General features: G+C 71.8%; 10 protein-coding genes. 4 read left to right on the top strand and 6 right to left on the bottom strand.

Features of this window, described 5'->3' with window-relative positions; genetic code table 11:
- Window positions 1-156: 156 nt before the first annotated feature.
- A complete protein-coding gene (locus tag ACZ4M5_RS21835) occupies window positions 157-2,688 on the top strand; it encodes an FG-GAP-like repeat-containing protein (RefSeq protein ID WP_467739197.1) in 2,532 nt (843 codons plus the stop codon).
- A gap of 114 nt (window positions 2,689-2,802) precedes the next feature.
- Here the strand turns inward: ACZ4M5_RS21835 and ACZ4M5_RS21830 are convergent, their stop codons facing one another.
- The 6 genes from ACZ4M5_RS21830 to ACZ4M5_RS21805 form a co-directional block, all read right to left on the bottom strand.
- Entirely contained in the window at window positions 2,803-3,846 is a 1,044-nt protein-coding gene (locus tag ACZ4M5_RS21830; protein ID WP_467739195.1) for a Yip1 family protein, read from the bottom strand.
- An 83-nt stretch (window positions 3,847-3,929) separates the two neighbouring features.
- Window positions 3,930-5,357 (bottom strand): FG-GAP-like repeat-containing protein, encoded by a 1,428-nt coding sequence (locus ACZ4M5_RS21825; protein ID WP_467739193.1) that lies wholly within the window; start codon window positions 5,355-5,357, stop codon window positions 3,930-3,932.
- Between the two features lie 56 nt (window positions 5,358-5,413).
- Entirely contained in the window at window positions 5,414-6,829 is a 1,416-nt protein-coding gene (locus ACZ4M5_RS21820) for a hypothetical protein (RefSeq protein WP_467739191.1), read from the bottom strand.
- A 41-nt stretch (window positions 6,830-6,870) separates the two neighbouring features.
- A complete protein-coding gene (locus ACZ4M5_RS21815) occupies window positions 6,871-8,271 on the bottom strand; it encodes an FG-GAP-like repeat-containing protein (protein WP_467739189.1) in 1,401 nt (466 codons plus the stop codon).
- A gap of 67 nt (window positions 8,272-8,338) precedes the next feature.
- The gene (locus tag ACZ4M5_RS21810; RefSeq protein ID WP_467739187.1) at window positions 8,339-9,859 is read right to left on the bottom strand and encodes an FG-GAP-like repeat-containing protein; all 1,521 of its coding nucleotides are present in this window, start codon (window positions 9,857-9,859) and stop codon (window positions 8,339-8,341) included.
- A 388-nt stretch (window positions 9,860-10,247) separates the two neighbouring features.
- A complete protein-coding gene (locus ACZ4M5_RS21805) occupies window positions 10,248-12,584 on the bottom strand; it encodes a (Fe-S)-binding protein (RefSeq protein WP_467739185.1) in 2,337 nt (778 codons plus the stop codon).
- A gap of 243 nt (window positions 12,585-12,827) precedes the next feature.
- Here ACZ4M5_RS21805 and ACZ4M5_RS21800 point away from each other — a divergent pair, with 243 nt between their 5' ends.
- The 3 genes from ACZ4M5_RS21800 (at window position 12,828) to grpE (ending at window position 16,439) form a co-directional block, all read left to right on the top strand.
- Window positions 12,828-13,838, top strand: a complete 1,011-nt coding sequence (locus ACZ4M5_RS21800) for an MraY family glycosyltransferase (RefSeq protein ID WP_467739183.1) — start codon at window positions 12,828-12,830, stop codon at window positions 13,836-13,838.
- A 94-nt stretch (window positions 13,839-13,932) separates the two neighbouring features.
- Window positions 13,933-15,786 carry a molecular chaperone DnaK gene (dnaK, locus tag ACZ4M5_RS21795; protein ID WP_467739181.1) on the top strand — a complete coding sequence of 618 codons (1,854 nt, stop codon included), beginning with the start codon at window positions 13,933-13,935 and terminating at the stop codon, window positions 15,784-15,786.
- A complete protein-coding gene (gene grpE, locus ACZ4M5_RS21790) occupies window positions 15,783-16,439 on the top strand; it encodes a nucleotide exchange factor GrpE (protein WP_467739179.1) in 657 nt (218 codons plus the stop codon). The genes dnaK and grpE overlap by 4 nt, the downstream gene beginning before the upstream one ends.
- The last annotated feature ends 3 nt before the right edge of the window (window positions 16,440-16,442 follow it).

Below are 16,442 nucleotides of genomic sequence, written 5' to 3'. Positions count from 1 at the left end.
GACGGTGCCCGTGCCGAGCCGGTTGCTGCACCTCCGCGAACCACGAACGGCGCATTCCAGCAACCCGCCCTGGCCTGCAGCGATTCCGGGTGCCACTGATAACATCCGCGCACTTGTGCGAGGGATGTGCGTTCCTTCGCGGGGAGGGGAAACCACGTGGGCCTTCACGCCCTCAGACGCGGCCGTCTGGTCACGGCAGTCACCGTCGTGGCGCTCGCCGTCGGCGGAGCCACCGTCCATCCGCTGATCACGGCAGCACCGAGCAGCGCCGCGACGCTCGCCCCCTGGGGTACACCGGCATCGATCACCGGCACCGAGGTCAGCGCATCGGTGACGGAACTTGTCACCGCAGCCGACGGCTCGGCCGTGGCCGTCTGGAATCAGTTCACCGGTGTGAACAGCAACGAGCGGAAGCTGTACGCCGCCGTGCGCCCGGCGGGCAGCGACACCTGGGGAACTCCGGCCCTGCTGGCGACGACTCCGACCGAAGGAGGGGCCGTCAAACTGCACGCCTCCGCGGACGGCACGGTCACCGCCCTGTGGGTGGAGTTTCCCCACGAGACCTCGCCAGGGGCGGGTGAGCTGAATGTCCGGCTCGTCACCTCGGTACTACCGGCCGACCGCTCCGCCTGGTCCGCCCCCGTCGAGCTGGTGGGCACCGACGCGGCCTGGACCGACGGCGGCATCGACCTCGCCGAGGCGCCCGACGGCTCACTCACCGCGGTCTGGGGGACCAGGGCGACAGCCACCAGCAAGCTCGAGGTCAGCACCGCAACCCGAGGACCGGACCGCACCTGGTCCGAGCCCGAGCAGATCAGCACCGCCGTAGCGGACGGGGCTGACATGGCCGCGAACCCGAGCGTGGCCGTCGCCGCCGACGGCACGGCCGTCGTCGTCTACGAGCAGTGGGCCGGCGGCGTCTCCTCGCTGCGCTCGGTGTCCAGGAAGGCAGGGTCCCCCTCGTGGACGGATCCGTCCACGGTGACCGGTGCGTATCAGTCGGTTTCCCAGCCCGAAGTGGCGGCTGCGGACGACGGCTCGCTGACCCTTGCCTGGGCGGGACGCACCGACGAGTCGGAGCCGGAGACCCTCCATACCGCCACCCGCGCTGCTTCGGACGGCACCTGGTCGGCCGTCCAGACAGTGGCCAACACGGACGACCTGGCCGGCACACCCGAGCCACTGATCGCCCCGAACGGCGAGGTGACCCTCGTCTGGGTCGACTACACCACCACCTTCGGCATGCGCACCGCCACTCGCGGCACCAGCGGAACCTGGTCGGCCGTACGAACCTTGTCGACCGGTTACGTGCCCGAGCAGTACGACGTCGCGATCGGCGACGACGGCACCGTCCGCGCCCTGTGGACCCAGACGGGTGGTGGCGGGCGCGTCCTGATGGAGTCCGCGCGCAGCGACGGCGCGTGGAGCACCGCCACCCAGCTCCCGGGATCCGCCAACGCCTACGTCCGCGGCCAGGTCTCCGCCGGACCGGACGGCGGCGCGACCGCCGTGTGGTCCGGCGCCGCCAACAGCAGCAGCGTCGACCGGCTCTACGGGTCCCGAACCACCTGGCCGGCGCTCGCCGTCAGCGGATCCGAGGTCCCAGCGACCGCCGCCCTCACGGGCACCTCTGCCTCCAGTAAGGCCTGGGCCCCGGCCTGGCAGCTCAACCGGCCCACCTCGTCGTGGTCGCTGACCCTGACCGACGCGGCGGGCAGGACCGTGCGGACCCTCACGGGTACCGCCGACGGGCTAAAGGTTGCGGCGAGCTGGAACGGCCGCACCAGCAGCGGAGGCTACGCCCCCAACGGTTCACTGACCTGGACACTGCGCGCAAACCAGGTGGGCGCCACCACTGCGGCGAAGCTGGCCTCCGGCACGGTCACCGTCACCGGCGGCGCCGCCGTCGCCCGTGACTTCGGTGGCACCACGGCCACCCCCGACGGCACCGGTGATCTGCTCACCCTCAATTCCTCGGGCGCTCTGACCTACCAGCTCGGCAAGCGCACCACCGGAACGTTCTCCGGGAAGGTCAGCGGCAGCGGCTGGACCACCTCCGTCAAGGCCGTTCCCGTCGGGGACCTCAGCGATGACCGCTGCAACGATGTTCTCGTGCGCCTGGGCAGCGGCTCGCTCCGCCTCTACAAGCCGGGCTGCGGCAAAGCCGTCACCCCGACGACGTCGTACACCTCACTCGGCACGGGCTGGGACCAGTACAACGTCCTCACCTCGCCCGGGGATGTCTCCGGCGACGGCCGGCCCGACCTGATCGCCCGCAGTTCCTCCACAGGAGCCGTCTACCTCTACAAGGGGACGAGCTCCGGCACCCTGTCCGCACGCGTCAAGCTGTACGCGGACTGGTCCGCCTACAAGAAGGTCGTCGGCGTCGGGGACCTGAACGGCGACGGGGTCGGCGACCTCCTTGCCCAGACGGGCACCAACGACCTGTACCGCTACACCGGCACCGGCACCGGCACGTTCAAGGCCCGTGTGAAGGTGTTCACCGCGTGGGGCGGCTCGTACAACACGGTCGTCGGCGTCGGCGACATCACCGGCGACGGCAAGGCCGACCTCGTCTCACGCGACAGTGCCGGCAACGTCTACCGGAACAACGGCGACGGCAAGGGATCGTTCGGGTCCCGTACGCAGATCGCCACGGGCTGGTCCGGCTACAAGTCCCTCTCCTGAGCCGCCCGTGGTGCGGCGGGCCGGGCAGGTGCTCGACGCCTGAGCGGGGCCCGACGGCCCAGGACGCGGAAGGGGCTCCCCTCGGGGAGCCCCTTCCTGTGTGCCGCGCAGGTCTCAGACCGTGCCCAGCTTCACGATCGACAGCAGGGCGATCAGCTGGATCGCCGACGCGCCGAGCGCCTTCGGCCAGGGCAGGTCGTGGGAGCGGCTCACCATGAGCGTGAGCAGCAGGCCGCCCGCGACCCAGGTGGCCCAGCCCAGCAGCTGAACGAACGTCGCGTCGCCGCCGGCGAACATCGCGAAGACCAGGCGCGGCGCGTCCGTGAGGGACATGATCAGCATGGACAGGCCGACCGTGGGCTGCCAGGCCCCGTCGCCGCCGAGCTGGCGGGCCAGGGTGTGGGTGACCACGCCCAGGACGAAGGCGCTGAGCACCATCGCGACGGCCGTCGTCAGCACGATGGGGATGGCGTTCGACAGGGTCGCGTTGATCGCGTCCTCGCGGGCGCCGTCGAAGCCGAAGACCGCGAGCAGGCCGTAGAGGAACGTCACGATGAGGGCCGGGCCCCACATCGAGTAGTCCCGCATCTGCAGGAAGGTCGGGTTCGGGGCGAGGACGATCCCCTTCAGCAGGGCCTTCCAGTGCAGGCGCGGGCCGACCGGGCCGGGCGGCGGGGCCGCCGAGCCGGCGCGGTAGGTGTCGCCCTGGGTGTAGGGGTCCTCGCCGACGGAGAAGGCCTGGGTGTGGCCCGGGTTGTTGGCCGCGTACGGGTCCTGCGGGCCCTGGGGGCCGGGCGGGTACGCGCCGTCGCCGAAGTACTCCGGCTCGCCGCCCTGCCCGCCGTAACCGCCGCCCTGCCCGCCGTAACCGCCGCCGTGGCCGGCGTTCGGCTGCGGCCAGCCCGGGCCGCCGCCGCTGCCGCCGCCGTACGGGGGCTGCTGCGGGTACGGCTGCTGCGGCGCCTGCGGGTAGCCGTAGGACGGCCCCTGCGGCGGCTGCTGCCCGTACGGAGGGTTGTGCGGTCGCGTCTGAGGAGCGCCGTTGTTACGGCCGCGTCCGATCCTGAATCCAGCCACGTCTTCGAACGTACCTGGTCCCGCGCGGTGGCGTGCCGGGCCCGGGGTTCCGGGCCCGGCTTTGCGGCCGAGCTGTGACATCCCTTAAGGGGCAGGGGCCTTGGCCGTCGGTGGGGCGTCGGGGTTCCGCCGTACGGGGGTCGCCCGACGCCCGCCGGTGTGGGCTAGAGCATGTCCTGGCCGAGCCTCAGGTAGCCGGTCGTGGACATGCCGAAGGAGGCGGGGCCGAAGCTGACCGCGTTCTTCGTGGTGATGCCTGAAGCGGATCCGCGCAGGCTGTGGACCGCGCCGGAGGGGTGGTTCTCGCCGTCGGAGCCGATCGACAGGTCGGCCTTGCCGTCGCCGGTGAGGTCGGACAGGCGGACGGCGGAGCCGAAGCGGTCGGCGGACTCGGCGGTGCCGGGGACGCCCTCGGTGTTCTGCGTGAACGACCGGGCGCCGGTGCCGGTCAGGCCGGCCGCCGAGCCGCGCAGCACCGTGACGCTGCCGGCGATCTTCGCCGAGCCGACGGTCTCGTGGATCGTGCCGACGGCCAGGTCTCCGTAGCCGTCGCCGTTCACGTCGCCGACGGAGAGGTCGTTGCCGAACCAGTCGTCCTCCTCGTCGGCGCCCGGGACCCCGGCGGTGGCCTGGTTGATCGTGGTCTGCGGGCGGCTGCGGACGCCGTCGGCGCCGCCGGGCCAGACGCTGACCGAGCCGCCGAGGCTGCGGCCGTCACCGCCGTAGGCCGCGGTGACCACGTCGGCGAAGCCGTCCTTGTTCAGGTCGCCGACCGCGGCCACCTCCCAGCCGCCGCTGACCAGGAACGTCTGCTCGGTGAGGCCGGAGGCGGCGCCCAGGTAGACGAAGCTGCCGTCCTCGTACGTCGACGCCCTGCTGCCGGTGGCGACCAGGTCGTCCGTGCCGTCGCCGTCGACGTCCCCGGCGGCGAGGTGCTGGGCGCCGCGGATGCTGTTGCCGGGCTGGAGGCCGGTGGCGAGCTCGTACCGGGCCGTCGAGCCCGAGGTCCTGGTGAAGCCGCGGTGGATCCAGACGTCGCTGCCGGTGCTGCCGGTCGCGAGGTCGGGGCGGTGGTCGCCGTCGAAGTCGCCGACGGCCAGGGACATGCCGTACTCGTCGTGGGCCGCCACGGCCGGGTCGGGGACGCTCTTGCCCCCGGACAGGCCGTCCTTGCCGCCCCAGACCACGGTGACGGAGCCGCCGTCCGCGTCCGGACCGACGTCCTCGCCGACGCTGCCGATCACGAGGTCGGCGTAGCCGTCGGCGTTGAGGTCGCCGGAGGCGAGGGCCTTGCCGAAGCGGTCGCCCTGCTCGGCGGTGCCGGGGATGCCGGCGGTGTTCTGGGTGAGGACGGTGCGCCGGGCGGCGCTGATGCCGTTCGCCGACCCGTAGGTGACGACCACCGCACCGGCGTCGGTCCTGCCGCCGACGGGGGTGTAGGGGGCGGCGGTGGCCAGGTCGCGGAAGCCGTCGCCGTTGAAGTCGTCGGCGTACTCGGCGGGGGCGGCGGAGGCCGGTCCGGCGAGGAGCACCGGAGTGAGTCCGGCCGCCAGCAGGGTGGCGGCCAGGGCGGCTGCTGTCTGCCTGCGCATGCGTGACCTTCCTGGTAGGGGAGTGGGTGCCCCGGGGCTGGGCGCGTTGCGTGCGGTCAGGAGTTGAGGGCCGTGCCGTAGCCCGGGGTGCCGGCCGTGGAGACGCCGGTCGTGGCCGGGCCGAAGCTCGTCGAGCCGGACGTCGCCGGGCCGGTGGCCGTGGCGCGCAGGAACCACACCGCGCCGTCGCCGGAGTTCTCGCCCGGCGCCGCGACCGAGAGGTCGGCACGGCGGTCGCCGGTGACGTCGGTGAGCGTGACCCGCTCGCCGAACCGGTCGCCCGGCTCCGAACTCCCGGGGACGCCCGAGGTGTTCTGCGTGTACGACACGGAGCCCTTGGTGGCGAGGCCGGACGGCGAGCCGTACAGCACGGTGACGGCGCCGGCGGAGTCGTTCTCGCCCGCGGTGCCGACCACCAGGTCGGCGTGGCCGTCGCCGTTCACGTCACCGAGCGCCACGTCGCTGCCGAACCGGTCGCCCTTCTCCGCGGCGCCCGGCACGCCCGGGGTGGCCTGCGTCAGGACGAGCGGCGCGCGGCCGGTGCCGGGGCCTTCGGGTCCGCCGTAGACGACGGTGACCTTGCCGCCGAGGGCGCCGCCCGGGTCGGCGGAGGTCTCGCGGTCGTTGCCCACGACGATGTCGGCGTGACCGTCCCGGTCGATGTCGCCCACGGTGGAGACGAACCCGCCGGGCAGCTTCTGCAGCCAGTCGTTGTAGTTGCCGATCTTCAGGTCGGCGAGGCCGGTGGCCGCGGCACCGTCGTGCGCGGTGCGGCCGTGCACCACCACGCGGGGGTGGCCGTCGCCGGTGACGTCCCCGGAGGAGAGGTGGGTGACGCCCGTGGAGGAGGACCACCAGGAGTTGCGGCCGCCCGAGGCGCCGGCGGGTGAACCGGTCTTCGTGATCGGCCCGTTGACCAGGGTGAGGGTGACCGGGCCGGTGGATCCGGACGCGACGTCGAGGTCGCCGTCGTCGTCGAAGTCGCCCACGGCCAGGGTCCGGCCGTAGCGGTCGTAGTCGGTGTCGAACGGGCTGTACAGCGAACGGGCGCCGCTCAGACCGGACTTGGATCCCCAGACGATGGTGACGGTGCCGTTGTTGGTGTCGTAGGAGTCCTCGCCGGGGACGCCGACCAGCAGGTCGGCGTAGCCGTCGGAGTCGAGGTCCGCGGAGGCCAGGGCCGAGCCGAAGGCGTCGTCGGCCTCGGCGGTGCCGGGGATGCCGGCGGTGTTCTGGGTGAGCAGGGTGCGCGTCGCGGTCCCCGGCCCGCCGGTGGTGCCGTAGACGACGCTGACCGCGCCCGCCTTGGCCTCGCCGGAGACGGTGGCGCCGGGTGCGCCGATCGCGAGGTCGGCGCGGCCGTCGCCGTTGAAGTCCCAGGGGGCGGCGGCCGGGGCGGCGTGCGCGGTAGCGGTGAGGGCGAGCGGGGTGAGGGCGGCCGCGAGCGCGGCGGCGGCGATACGGGTGCGCATGGGGATCACGGCCTCGCTGGGAAGTCGTCGGGACAGGGGGGTCACGGGGCGAGGACGGAACCGAGGCCGGCGTAGCCCTTCAGGCCGGCAGCGGTGGCCGTGATGCCCTGGGCGCCGCTCGTGGTCGGACCGGAGGCCGAGCCGCGCAGCGTCCACAGGCCGCCCGTGTCGTTCTCGCCGCTGACGCCGACGGCCAGGTCCGCCTTGCCGTCCTTGGTCACGTCGGTGAGTCCGAGCGACGAGCCGAAGCGGTCCCCGGTCTCGGCGGATCCGGGCACCCCGGCGGTGTCCTGGGTGTACGACTTCACGCCGGTGGCCGTCCTCAGGCCGGAGGCGGAGCCGAACAGCACGGTGACCGAGCCCGCGTCCCGTGCCGAGCCGACGTCCTCGCCGGGCGCGGAGACCACGACGTCGGCGTAGCCGTCGCCGTTGACGTCGCCGGTGCTCACCGCCGAGCCGAAGGCGTCGTCGGCCTCGCCCACGCCGGGCACACCCGCCGTGTCCTGGTGGACGACGGTCGGCTGCTGCGCCGGGTCGGGGCCGTTCGGGCCGCCGTACCAGACGGTGATCCGGCCGCCCAGGTGGCCACCGGGCGTGAGGTCGGACGAGTCGCCGAGGACGAGGTCGCCGAAGCCGTCGTGGTTGATGTCGCCGATCGCACCGGCGTAGCCGTCCGCCGTCGTCAGCTCGGCCATCTTGTACGTCATGCCGGTCCACCGGAACCAGTTGATCTGGCCGCTGGTGTCGCCGTCCACGTTGAACGGGTAGACGCGCTCGGCCGCGCCGTCACCGGTGAGGTCGCCCGCGATCACCTCGAACGTGGTGCCGACCTCGCCGACGCGGACGTGGCTCACCGGGCCCCCGGTGCGTGTGAAGGGACCGTTGTAGAGGCGGGTGTGGGTCTGGCCGGTGAGGGTGACGTCCGTGTCGCCGTCGCCGTCGAAGTCGCCGGTGGCGATGCCCCGGGAAAAGTTGCCGTACTCCGAGAGCGTGCTCGGCTGCGGCAGGCTCTTGCCGCTGGTCAGGCCGGACTTGCCGCCCCACAGGACCGTGCCGGAGCCGACGCCGTCGCGGTCGCCGACGCTCTCGTTGGAGGCGCCGACCACGAGGTCGGAGTAGCCGTCCCGGTCCAGGTCGCCGGCGGCGAGCGCCGAGCCGAACAGGTCGGCCGGCTCGGCGGTGCCGGGTACGCCCGCGGAGTTCTGGGTGATGACGGCCTTGCGGGCGGCCGAGACGCCGGACGACGAGCCGTACAGCACGACGACGGCACCCGCGCAGGAGGCGGAACCGACGTCGGCGCACGGGGCACCGACCGCGAAGTCGCGGTACCCGTCGCCGTTGAAGTCCCCGGAGAGCCGGGAGGGGGCGGCCGAGGCGGGGCCGGCGGTGGTGAGGAGACCGGTGGTGAGGGCGGCGGCCAGCAGGAGGGTGCGCTTGCGCAAGGGGAGTGCTCCGGTGAGGAAGGGGCCGGACCTGGACGGCCCGGCCCCGGAGGGGTGAACGGGGTGCTCAGTCGCCGAAGTTCGCGCCGAAGTTCGGGTAGCCGGTCGTGGAGACGCCCGAGGCGCCGGGACCGACCGCCCGCGAACCGGTCGCGGTGATCTTCGTGCCGGTGGACGGCAGGTAGAGGACCGAGCCGTCGCCGGCGTTCTCGAACGAGCCGGCCAGCAGGTCGGCGCGGCCGTCACCGGTGACGTCGTCGAGCTTGACGTCGAGGCCGAGCATGTCGCCCTTCTCGTCCGAGCCGGGGACGCCCGCGGTGCTCTGGGCGAACGACTGGGCGCCGGAGGCCGTGTTGATGCCGGAGTCCGAGCCGTACAGCACCACCAGCTGCCCGGTGTCGGTGACGGAGCCGATGTTCTCGCCCGCGACGCCGATCACGAGGTCCTGCTTGCCGTCGCCGTTGACGTCGCCCAGGTCCAGCTCGTAGCCGAAGTAGTCGTTCTTCTCCGAACTGCCGGGGACGTTCCCGGTGTTCTGCGTGATGCCGGTGGTGGAGCCGACGCCGTCGGCGGCGCCGTAGGTGATCCACACCTTGCCGCCGTCGGCGGCACCGGGGAACTCCACGCCGTCGTCGGCCTTGTTCCAGTACATGCCGCTGACGATGTCGCCGAAGCCGTCGCCGTTGATGTCGCCGACGCCGGTGATGGGGCCGGCCTTCAGCTGCCGGGCGCCGGAGGCGGACAGGCCCGTGCTCGTGCCCATCAGCAGGTAGTTGGCGTTCCAGTACTGGCCGGTCTCCGTCTCGAAGCCGTCGACGACGAGGTCGGTCCGGTGGTCGCCGTTGACGTCGCCGGCGGTGAGGTTGATCGCCCCGCCCCCGGTGTCCACGGGCGCCTTCACCGAGGCGCGGCCCTCGATCGCGGTGCCGGTGGCGCTGATGCCGCCCTTGAGCACGTAGACGACGTTGGAGGTCGTGCCGACGGCCAGGTCCGCCCTGCCGTCGCCGTCGAAGTCGCCGGCGGCGAGCTTCCTGCCCCAGCGGTCGTGCTTGGTGGGGGCCGCGTCCGGGATGGTGACGCCCTTGCCGGTGATGCCCTGCGCCGAGCCCCACAGGACCGCGACGGTGCCGCCGTCCTTGTCGCTGCCGACGTCCTCCATGGGGGCGGAGACGGCGAGGTCGTCGTAGCCGTCGCCGTTGAAGTCGGCGTACGCGGTGTCGGTGCCGAACACGTCACCGGCCTCGGCGCTGCCCGGGGTGCCGGTGGTGTTCTGGCTGATCACGGACCGCTTCGCGGAGGTCACGCCGCTCTTCGTGCCGTACAGGACGACGACCTGCCCGGCGTCCTTCGTGCCGCTCACGTACGCGCCGACGGCGGAGAACGCCACGTCGCCGATGCCGTCGTGGTTGAAGTCGGCCTGCGGGGTGTGCGTCGAGTCGGCGGCGGCCGCGGTACCGGCGCCGGCGGTCAGCAGTGTGCCGGTCAGCGCCGCGGCGGCGGCCGTCGCGAGGGCGAGGCGCAGGCGGGGGCGCAGGCCGAGGCGCTGGGACGGGTGCGGGCGCCCGGCGGGGCGCTCGTGCTGGTGCATGCGAGGTCTCCTGCTGCATGCGGGGGATGTCTGGCCGACATCCGCAGTCGATGTGGGGCCGGTTCCGTCCGGTTCGCCGGGAGTTGTCCGGGCGTTCACGGGCGGTCGGCGATCAAGAGACCTGCGCGGGGGCGTAAGGGTTGTACGTGAGTTCGGTGAATTTTCGATCTCTGGGGTGACGCCGGCCGCCCCCTGGGGGCACGGACGCCCGCGGCCCGGCCGGTCGAAGGGCCGGGAGACGCGCAGGCCCCGTCGCAGGAGGCCCCGCCGTCCAGGGCGGGGCCTCCTCGTCGCTCCCGTCGCTCCCGGCCGTCCGCGGCCCAGGAACGCCGACACCCCCCGCCCGAGGACCGGGCAGGGGGTGTTCGACGTGAGGTGGGGCCGGGAATTACTTCACCGGCTCCGGCGTCGGTGTGTTCTCGGGGTCCGACGTGCCCGCCGGCGGCTCGCCGTCGTCGCCGTCGGAGTCGTCCGGACCGTCCTCCGCAGCCTCCGCCGGGACCGGCGTCTTCACCGAGTCCAGCAGCAGCTGGGCGACGTCGACGACCGTGATCGACTCCTTCGCCTTGCCGTCGTTCTTCTTGCCGTTGACCGAGTCGGTCAGCATGACCAGGCAGAACGGGCAGGCCGTCGAGACGATGTCGGGGTTGACCGACAGGGCCTCGTCCACGCGCTCGTTGTTGATGCGCTTGCCGATGCGCTCTTCCATCCACATCCGCGCACCGCCCGCGCCGCAGCAGAAGCCCCGCTCCTTGTGGCGGTGCATCTCCTCGTTGCGGACGCCGGGGACGGCGGCGATGATCTCGCGCGGCGGCGTGTAGATCTTGTTGTGGCGGCCCAGGTAGCACGGGTCGTGGTACGTGATGATGCCCTCGACCGGCGTCACCGGGATGAGCCTGCCCTCGTCCACCAGGTGCTGCAGCAGCTGTGTGTGGTGGATGACCTCGTAGTCGCCGCCGAGCTGCGGGTACTCGTTGCCGATCGTGTTCAGGCAGTGCGGGCAGGTCGCGACGATCTTCTTGGCCGACTTGGGCTTCGCCGACTCGGGGACGACCTTGCCCTCGTCGTCCATCTCCTCGCCGAACGCCATGTTCAGCGCCATGACGTTCTCCATGCCGAGCTCCTGGAACAGGGGCTCGTTGCCCAGGCGGCGGGCGGAGTCACCGGTGCACTTCTCGTCGCCGCCCATGATCGCGAACTTGACGCCCGCGATGTGCAGCAGCTCCGCGAAGGCCTTCGTGGTCTTCTTGGCGCGGTCCTCCAGGGCGCCGGCGCAGCCGACCCAGTACAGGTACTCGACCTCGGTCAGGTCCTCGATGTCCTTGCCGACGACCGGGACCTCGAAGTCGACCTCCTTGAGCCACTCCAGGCGCTGCTTCTTCGCCAGGCCCCAGGGGTTGCCCTTCTTCTCCAGGTTCTTGAGCATCGTGCCCGCCTCGGACGGGAACGCCGACTCGATCATCACCTGGTAGCGGCGCATGTCGACGATGTGGTCGACGTGCTCGATGTCCACCGGGCACTGCTCGACGCAGGCACCGCAGGTGGTGCAGGACCACAGGACGTCCGGGTCGATGACGCCGTTGTCCTCCAGCGTGCCGACCAGCGGACGCTCGGCCTCCGCCAGGGCGGCGGCGGGCACGTCCTTCAGCTGCTCCTCGGACGCCTTCTCCTCGCCCTCCATCGTCTTGCCGCCGCCGGCCAGCAGGTAGGGCGCCTTGGCGTGCGCGTGGTCGCGCAGCGACATGATCAGCAGCTTGGGGGAGAGGGGCTTGCCCGTGTTCCAGGCGGGGCACTGCGACTGGCAGCGGCCGCACTCGGTGCAGGTGGAGAAGTCCAGCAGGCCCTTCCAGGAGAACTGCTCGACCTGCGAGACGCCGAAGACGTCGTCGTCGCCCGGGTCGGTGAAGTCGATCGGCTTGCCGCCCGAGGTCATGGGCTGCAGCGCGCCGAGGGCCGTGCCGCCGCTCGCCTCGCGCTTGAACCAGATGTTCGGGAACGCCAGGAAGCGGTGCCAGGCCACGCCCATGTTGGTGTTGAGCGACACCACGATCATCCAGACGAACGAGGTGCCGATCTTGATCATGGCGACCAGGTAGACCAGGTTCTGCAGCGCCGTGACCGACAGGCCCTTGAAGGCCAGGACCAGGGGGTACGAGGCGAAGTAGGAGGCCTCGTAGTGGTCGACGTGGTGGAGCGCGCCCTCCAGGCCCCGCAGGACGTAGATCGCCAGGCCGATGGTGAGGATGACGTACTCGACGAAGTACGCCTGGCCGGCCTTCGAGCCCGCGAAGCGGGACTTGCGGCCGGGCCGGTTCGGCAGGTTCGCCAGGCGGATCGCGATGAGCACCGCGATGCCCAGGACCGTCATCACGCCGATGAACTCGATGTAGAGCTCGAACGGCAGGAACGTGCCGATGACCGGGAGCACCCAGTCGGCCTGGAACAGCTGGCCGAAGGCCTGGGCCAGGGTCGGCGGCAGCGTCAGGAAGCCGATCGCGACGAACCAGTGCGCGACGCCGACGATGCCCCACCGGTTCATCCGCGTATGGCCGAGGAACTCCTTCACCAGCGTGACGCTGCGCTGGTAGGGGTTGTCGGTCCGGGTACCGGCCGGGACCGGCTGGCCCAGTTTGAAGTACCGGACGAACTGGCCGATCGCGCGTGCGAGCAGCGCGACGCCGACCACGGTCAGAACCAGCGACACGATGATCGCGGCGAGTTGCATGGGGGCTCCTCGGGCCTGCGAGGGGTTTCGTCGGGGTGACCTGTCGTTCTTCAGGCCTACCCGAAATTACTAAGCGGTAACTTATGCAGTCCGTCTGAGACTACCCCTATCTTCCGCCGCACTGTAGCCGGGTGGGCAGTGATCTGAATCGCTGAGGGTTGCCTCAGGAGCGGTGCGGAATCCGGTCCCGATCCGCTCGTGTTATTCGTACCGAATTGTCATAGTGACGCCTAACTTATATCCGTGCTCTACGGGATCGTCGCCGCCGCCACCGCCCTGCTGCTCACCGCGCTGCTCGCGGCCGCCCTGCGGGTGCCCGCCCGGCGGCTGCGCCTGATCGAGCGGCGGTCCCGGCGCGAGGTGCCGCTGTCCGGCGGAGTGGCCGTCGTCGCGGTCACCGGGACGGTGGTGGCGGTGAAGGACTGGTCGTCGGCCGGGACCGGGGCCGGCGGTCTGCTCGCCGCCGGTGGCGCGGTGGCGCTCCTCGGGCTCGCCGACGACGTCTGGCGGCTGCGGCGCCGGGTGCTGGCCGGCGGTACCGCGGTCGCGGCCCTGTGTGTCGCGCCGTACGCGGAGGCGGGCGTGGCGACGGGACTGCTCGGCGCCCTGTGCGTCGTCGGGGTGACGCTGGGCTTCCGGGGGCTCGACCACGCCGACGGGCTGGCCGGGGTGGTCGGGGTGGTCGCCGCCTTCGGGGCGGCCGCCTGCGCCGCCGTCGACGTCATGGACGGAATCGCCGGGCTGCTGAGCGTGCTGGCCGCCGCGCTGACCGGGTTCCTGCTGCACAACTGGCACCCGGCCCGTGCGGGGCTCGGCAGTTGCGGGTCCATGGCGGCCGGGTTCGTGATCGCCGCCGGCGCCGTGCAGGTCCGGGCCGGATTCGGCCTGCCGGAGAGCGCCGGGGTGGTGTTCGCGCTGAGTGCCCTGGCGGGCGCCGACGTCGTCCTGGTGCTGCTGTCGCGGCGGCTGGCCGGGCGGGCCCCGGGGCGGAGCGGGCCGGACCACCTCGCCCACCGGCTGCGACGGCTCGGGCTGACCGTGCCGGGAGTCACCCTGCTGCTCGGCGCCCTCGCGTTCTGCGGGGTGCTCGCGGGGGTACTCGTCCATGCCGGGTGGGTCGGGGCGGATGCCCTGTGGTGGGTGGCGGGAGCGGCTCTCCTGGTCGCGTTCGCTCTTTCGCGTGTCCCTGTGTACGCCCCTCGACGCAGCGTATCGCCGCAGGTCGGAGCGCCGTTGCGCGTAAGGAACGGATAAGAGTTGAGCCAGCTCGACTCAGCTCTGTTGACCGGTCGCGGGCCGTCGTGCACACTTGAGTCCGTTGCACTCAAGTCAGCTGGAGGAACCAACCATGGCACGTGCGGTCGGCATCGACCTGGGCACGACTAACTCCGTCGTCAGCGTTCTGGAGGGCGGCGAGCCCACCGTCATCACCAACGCCGAGGGCGCCAGGACCACGCCGTCCGTCGTCGCCTTCGCCAAGAACGGTGAGGTGCTCGTCGGCGAGGTCGCCAAGCGCCAGGCGGTCACGAACGTGGACCGGACCATCCGGTCCGTCAAGCGCCACATGGGCACCGACTGGAAGATCGAGCTCGACGGCAAGCCCTTCAACCCGCAGCAGATCAGCGCCTTCGTGCTGCAGAAGCTGAAGCGGGACGCCGAGGCGTACCTGGGCGAGAAGGTGACCGACGCGGTCATCACCGTCCCGGCGTACTTCAACGACTCCGAGCGCCAGGCCACCAAGGAGGCCGGCGAGATCGCCGGTCTGAACGTCCTGCGCATCGTCAACGAGCCCACCGCGGCCGCCCTGGCGTACGGCCTCGACAAGGACGACCAGACCATCCTGGTCTTCGACCTCGGTGGCGGTACGTTCGACGTCTCGCTGCTGGAGATCGGCGACGGCGTCGTCGAGGTGAAGGCCACCAACGGTGACAACCACCTCGGTGGTGACGACTGGGACCAGCGCGTCGTCGACTACCTCGTCCAGCAGTTCCAGTCCGGCCACGGCGTGGACCTGGGCAAGGACAAGATGGCCCTGCAGCGTCTGCGCGAGGCCGCCGAGAAGGCGAAGATCGAGCTGTCCTCGTCCACCGAGACCTCGATCAACCTCCCCTACATCACCGCCTCGGCCGAGGGCCCCCTGCACCTCGACGAGAAGCTGACCCGCGCCCAGTTCCAGCAGCTGACCGCGGACCTCCTGGAGCGCTGCAAGACGCCGTTCCACAACGTCATCAAGGACGCCGGCATCTCCATCAGCGAGATCGACCACGTCGTCCTGGTCGGCGGCTCGACCCGCATGCCCGCCGTCGCCGAGCTCGTCAAGGAGCTGACCGGCGGCAAGGACGCCAACAAGGGCGTGAACCCGGACGAGGTCGTCGCCATCGGCGCCGCCCTGCAGGCCGGTGTCCTCAAGGGCGAGGTCAAGGACGTCCTGCTCCTCGACGTCACCCCGCTGTCCCTCGGCATCGAGACCAAGGGCGGCATCATGACCAAGCTCATCGAGCGGAACACGACGATCCCGACCAAGCGGTCCGAGATCTTCACCACCGCCGAGGACAACCAGCCGTCCGTGCAGATCCAGGTCTACCAGGGCGAGCGCGAGATCGCGGCGTACAACAAGAAGCTCGGGATGTTCGAGCTGACCGGTCTGCCGCCGGCGCCCCGCGGCGTCCCGCAGATCGAGGTGTCCTTCGACATCGACGCCAACGGCATCATGCACGTGACCGCGAAGGACCTGGGCACGGGCAAGGAGCAGAAGATGACCGTCACCGGCGGCTCCTCGCTGCCGAAGGACGAGGTCGACCGCATGCGCCAGGAGGCCGAGCAGTACGCGGAGGAGGACCACAAGCGCCGCGAGGCCGCCGAGACCCGCAACCAGGGCGAGCAGCTCGTCTACCAGACCGAGAAGTTCCTCAAGGACAACGAGGACAAGGTCCCGGGCGAGATCAAGACCGAGGTCGAGGAGGCCGTCGCCGAGCTGAAGGAGAAGCTCAAGGGCGAGGACTCCGCCGAGATCCGCACCGCCACCGAGAAGGTCGCGGCCGTCTCGCAGAAGCTCGGCCAGGCCATGTACGCGGACGCGGGCGCCGCCCAGGCCGCCGGCGGTCCCGCCGGTGACGCGGGCGCGGCCGGTGGCGCCAAGGCCGACGACGACGTCGTCGACGCCGAGATCGTCGACGAGGACCGCAAGGACGGTGCCGCGTGACGGAGGAGACCCCGGGCTTCGACGAGCAGCAGCCCGACGTCCCTTCCGGCGCGACCTCCGACGACGCCGAGCCGAAGGCCGCCTCCTCCTCCGCGGAGGAGGGGGCGGCCCCGGCCGGGGACACGGGCCAGGACGTGGCCCTGGTGGCCCAGCTGGACCAGGCCCGCTCCGCGCTCACCGAGCGCACCGCGGACCTCCAGCGCCTCCAGGCCGAGTTCCAGAACTACCGCCGCCGGGTCGAGCGCGACCGGATCGCGGTCAAGGAGATCGCCATCGCGAACCTCCTGACCGAGCTCCTGCCCGTGCTCGACGACATCGGCCGCGCGCGCGAACACGGCGAGCTGGTGGGCGGCTTCAAGTCCGTCGCCGAGTCGCTGGAGAGCACCGCGGCGAAGATGGGCCTGCAGCAGTTCGGCAAGGAGGGCGAGCCCTTCGACCCGACGATCCACGAAGCGCTGATGCACAGCTACGCCCCGGACGTCACCGAGACGACCTGCGTGGCGATCCTGCAGCCCGGGTACCGGATCGGCGAGCGCACCATCCGCCCCGCGCGGGTGGCGGTGGCCGAACCCCAGCCGGGGGCGCAGACGGTCAAGGCGGAGGAGTCCGCCGACGCCGACGACAAGGAGAGCGGTGGCCCGGACGAGGGCTGACGT

This window comes from Streptomyces sp. NPDC026246, from assembly GCF_055567995.1.
The sequence above is the reverse complement of the archived record's forward strand: the minus strand, read 5'-3'. Positions and strand labels throughout refer to the sequence as shown.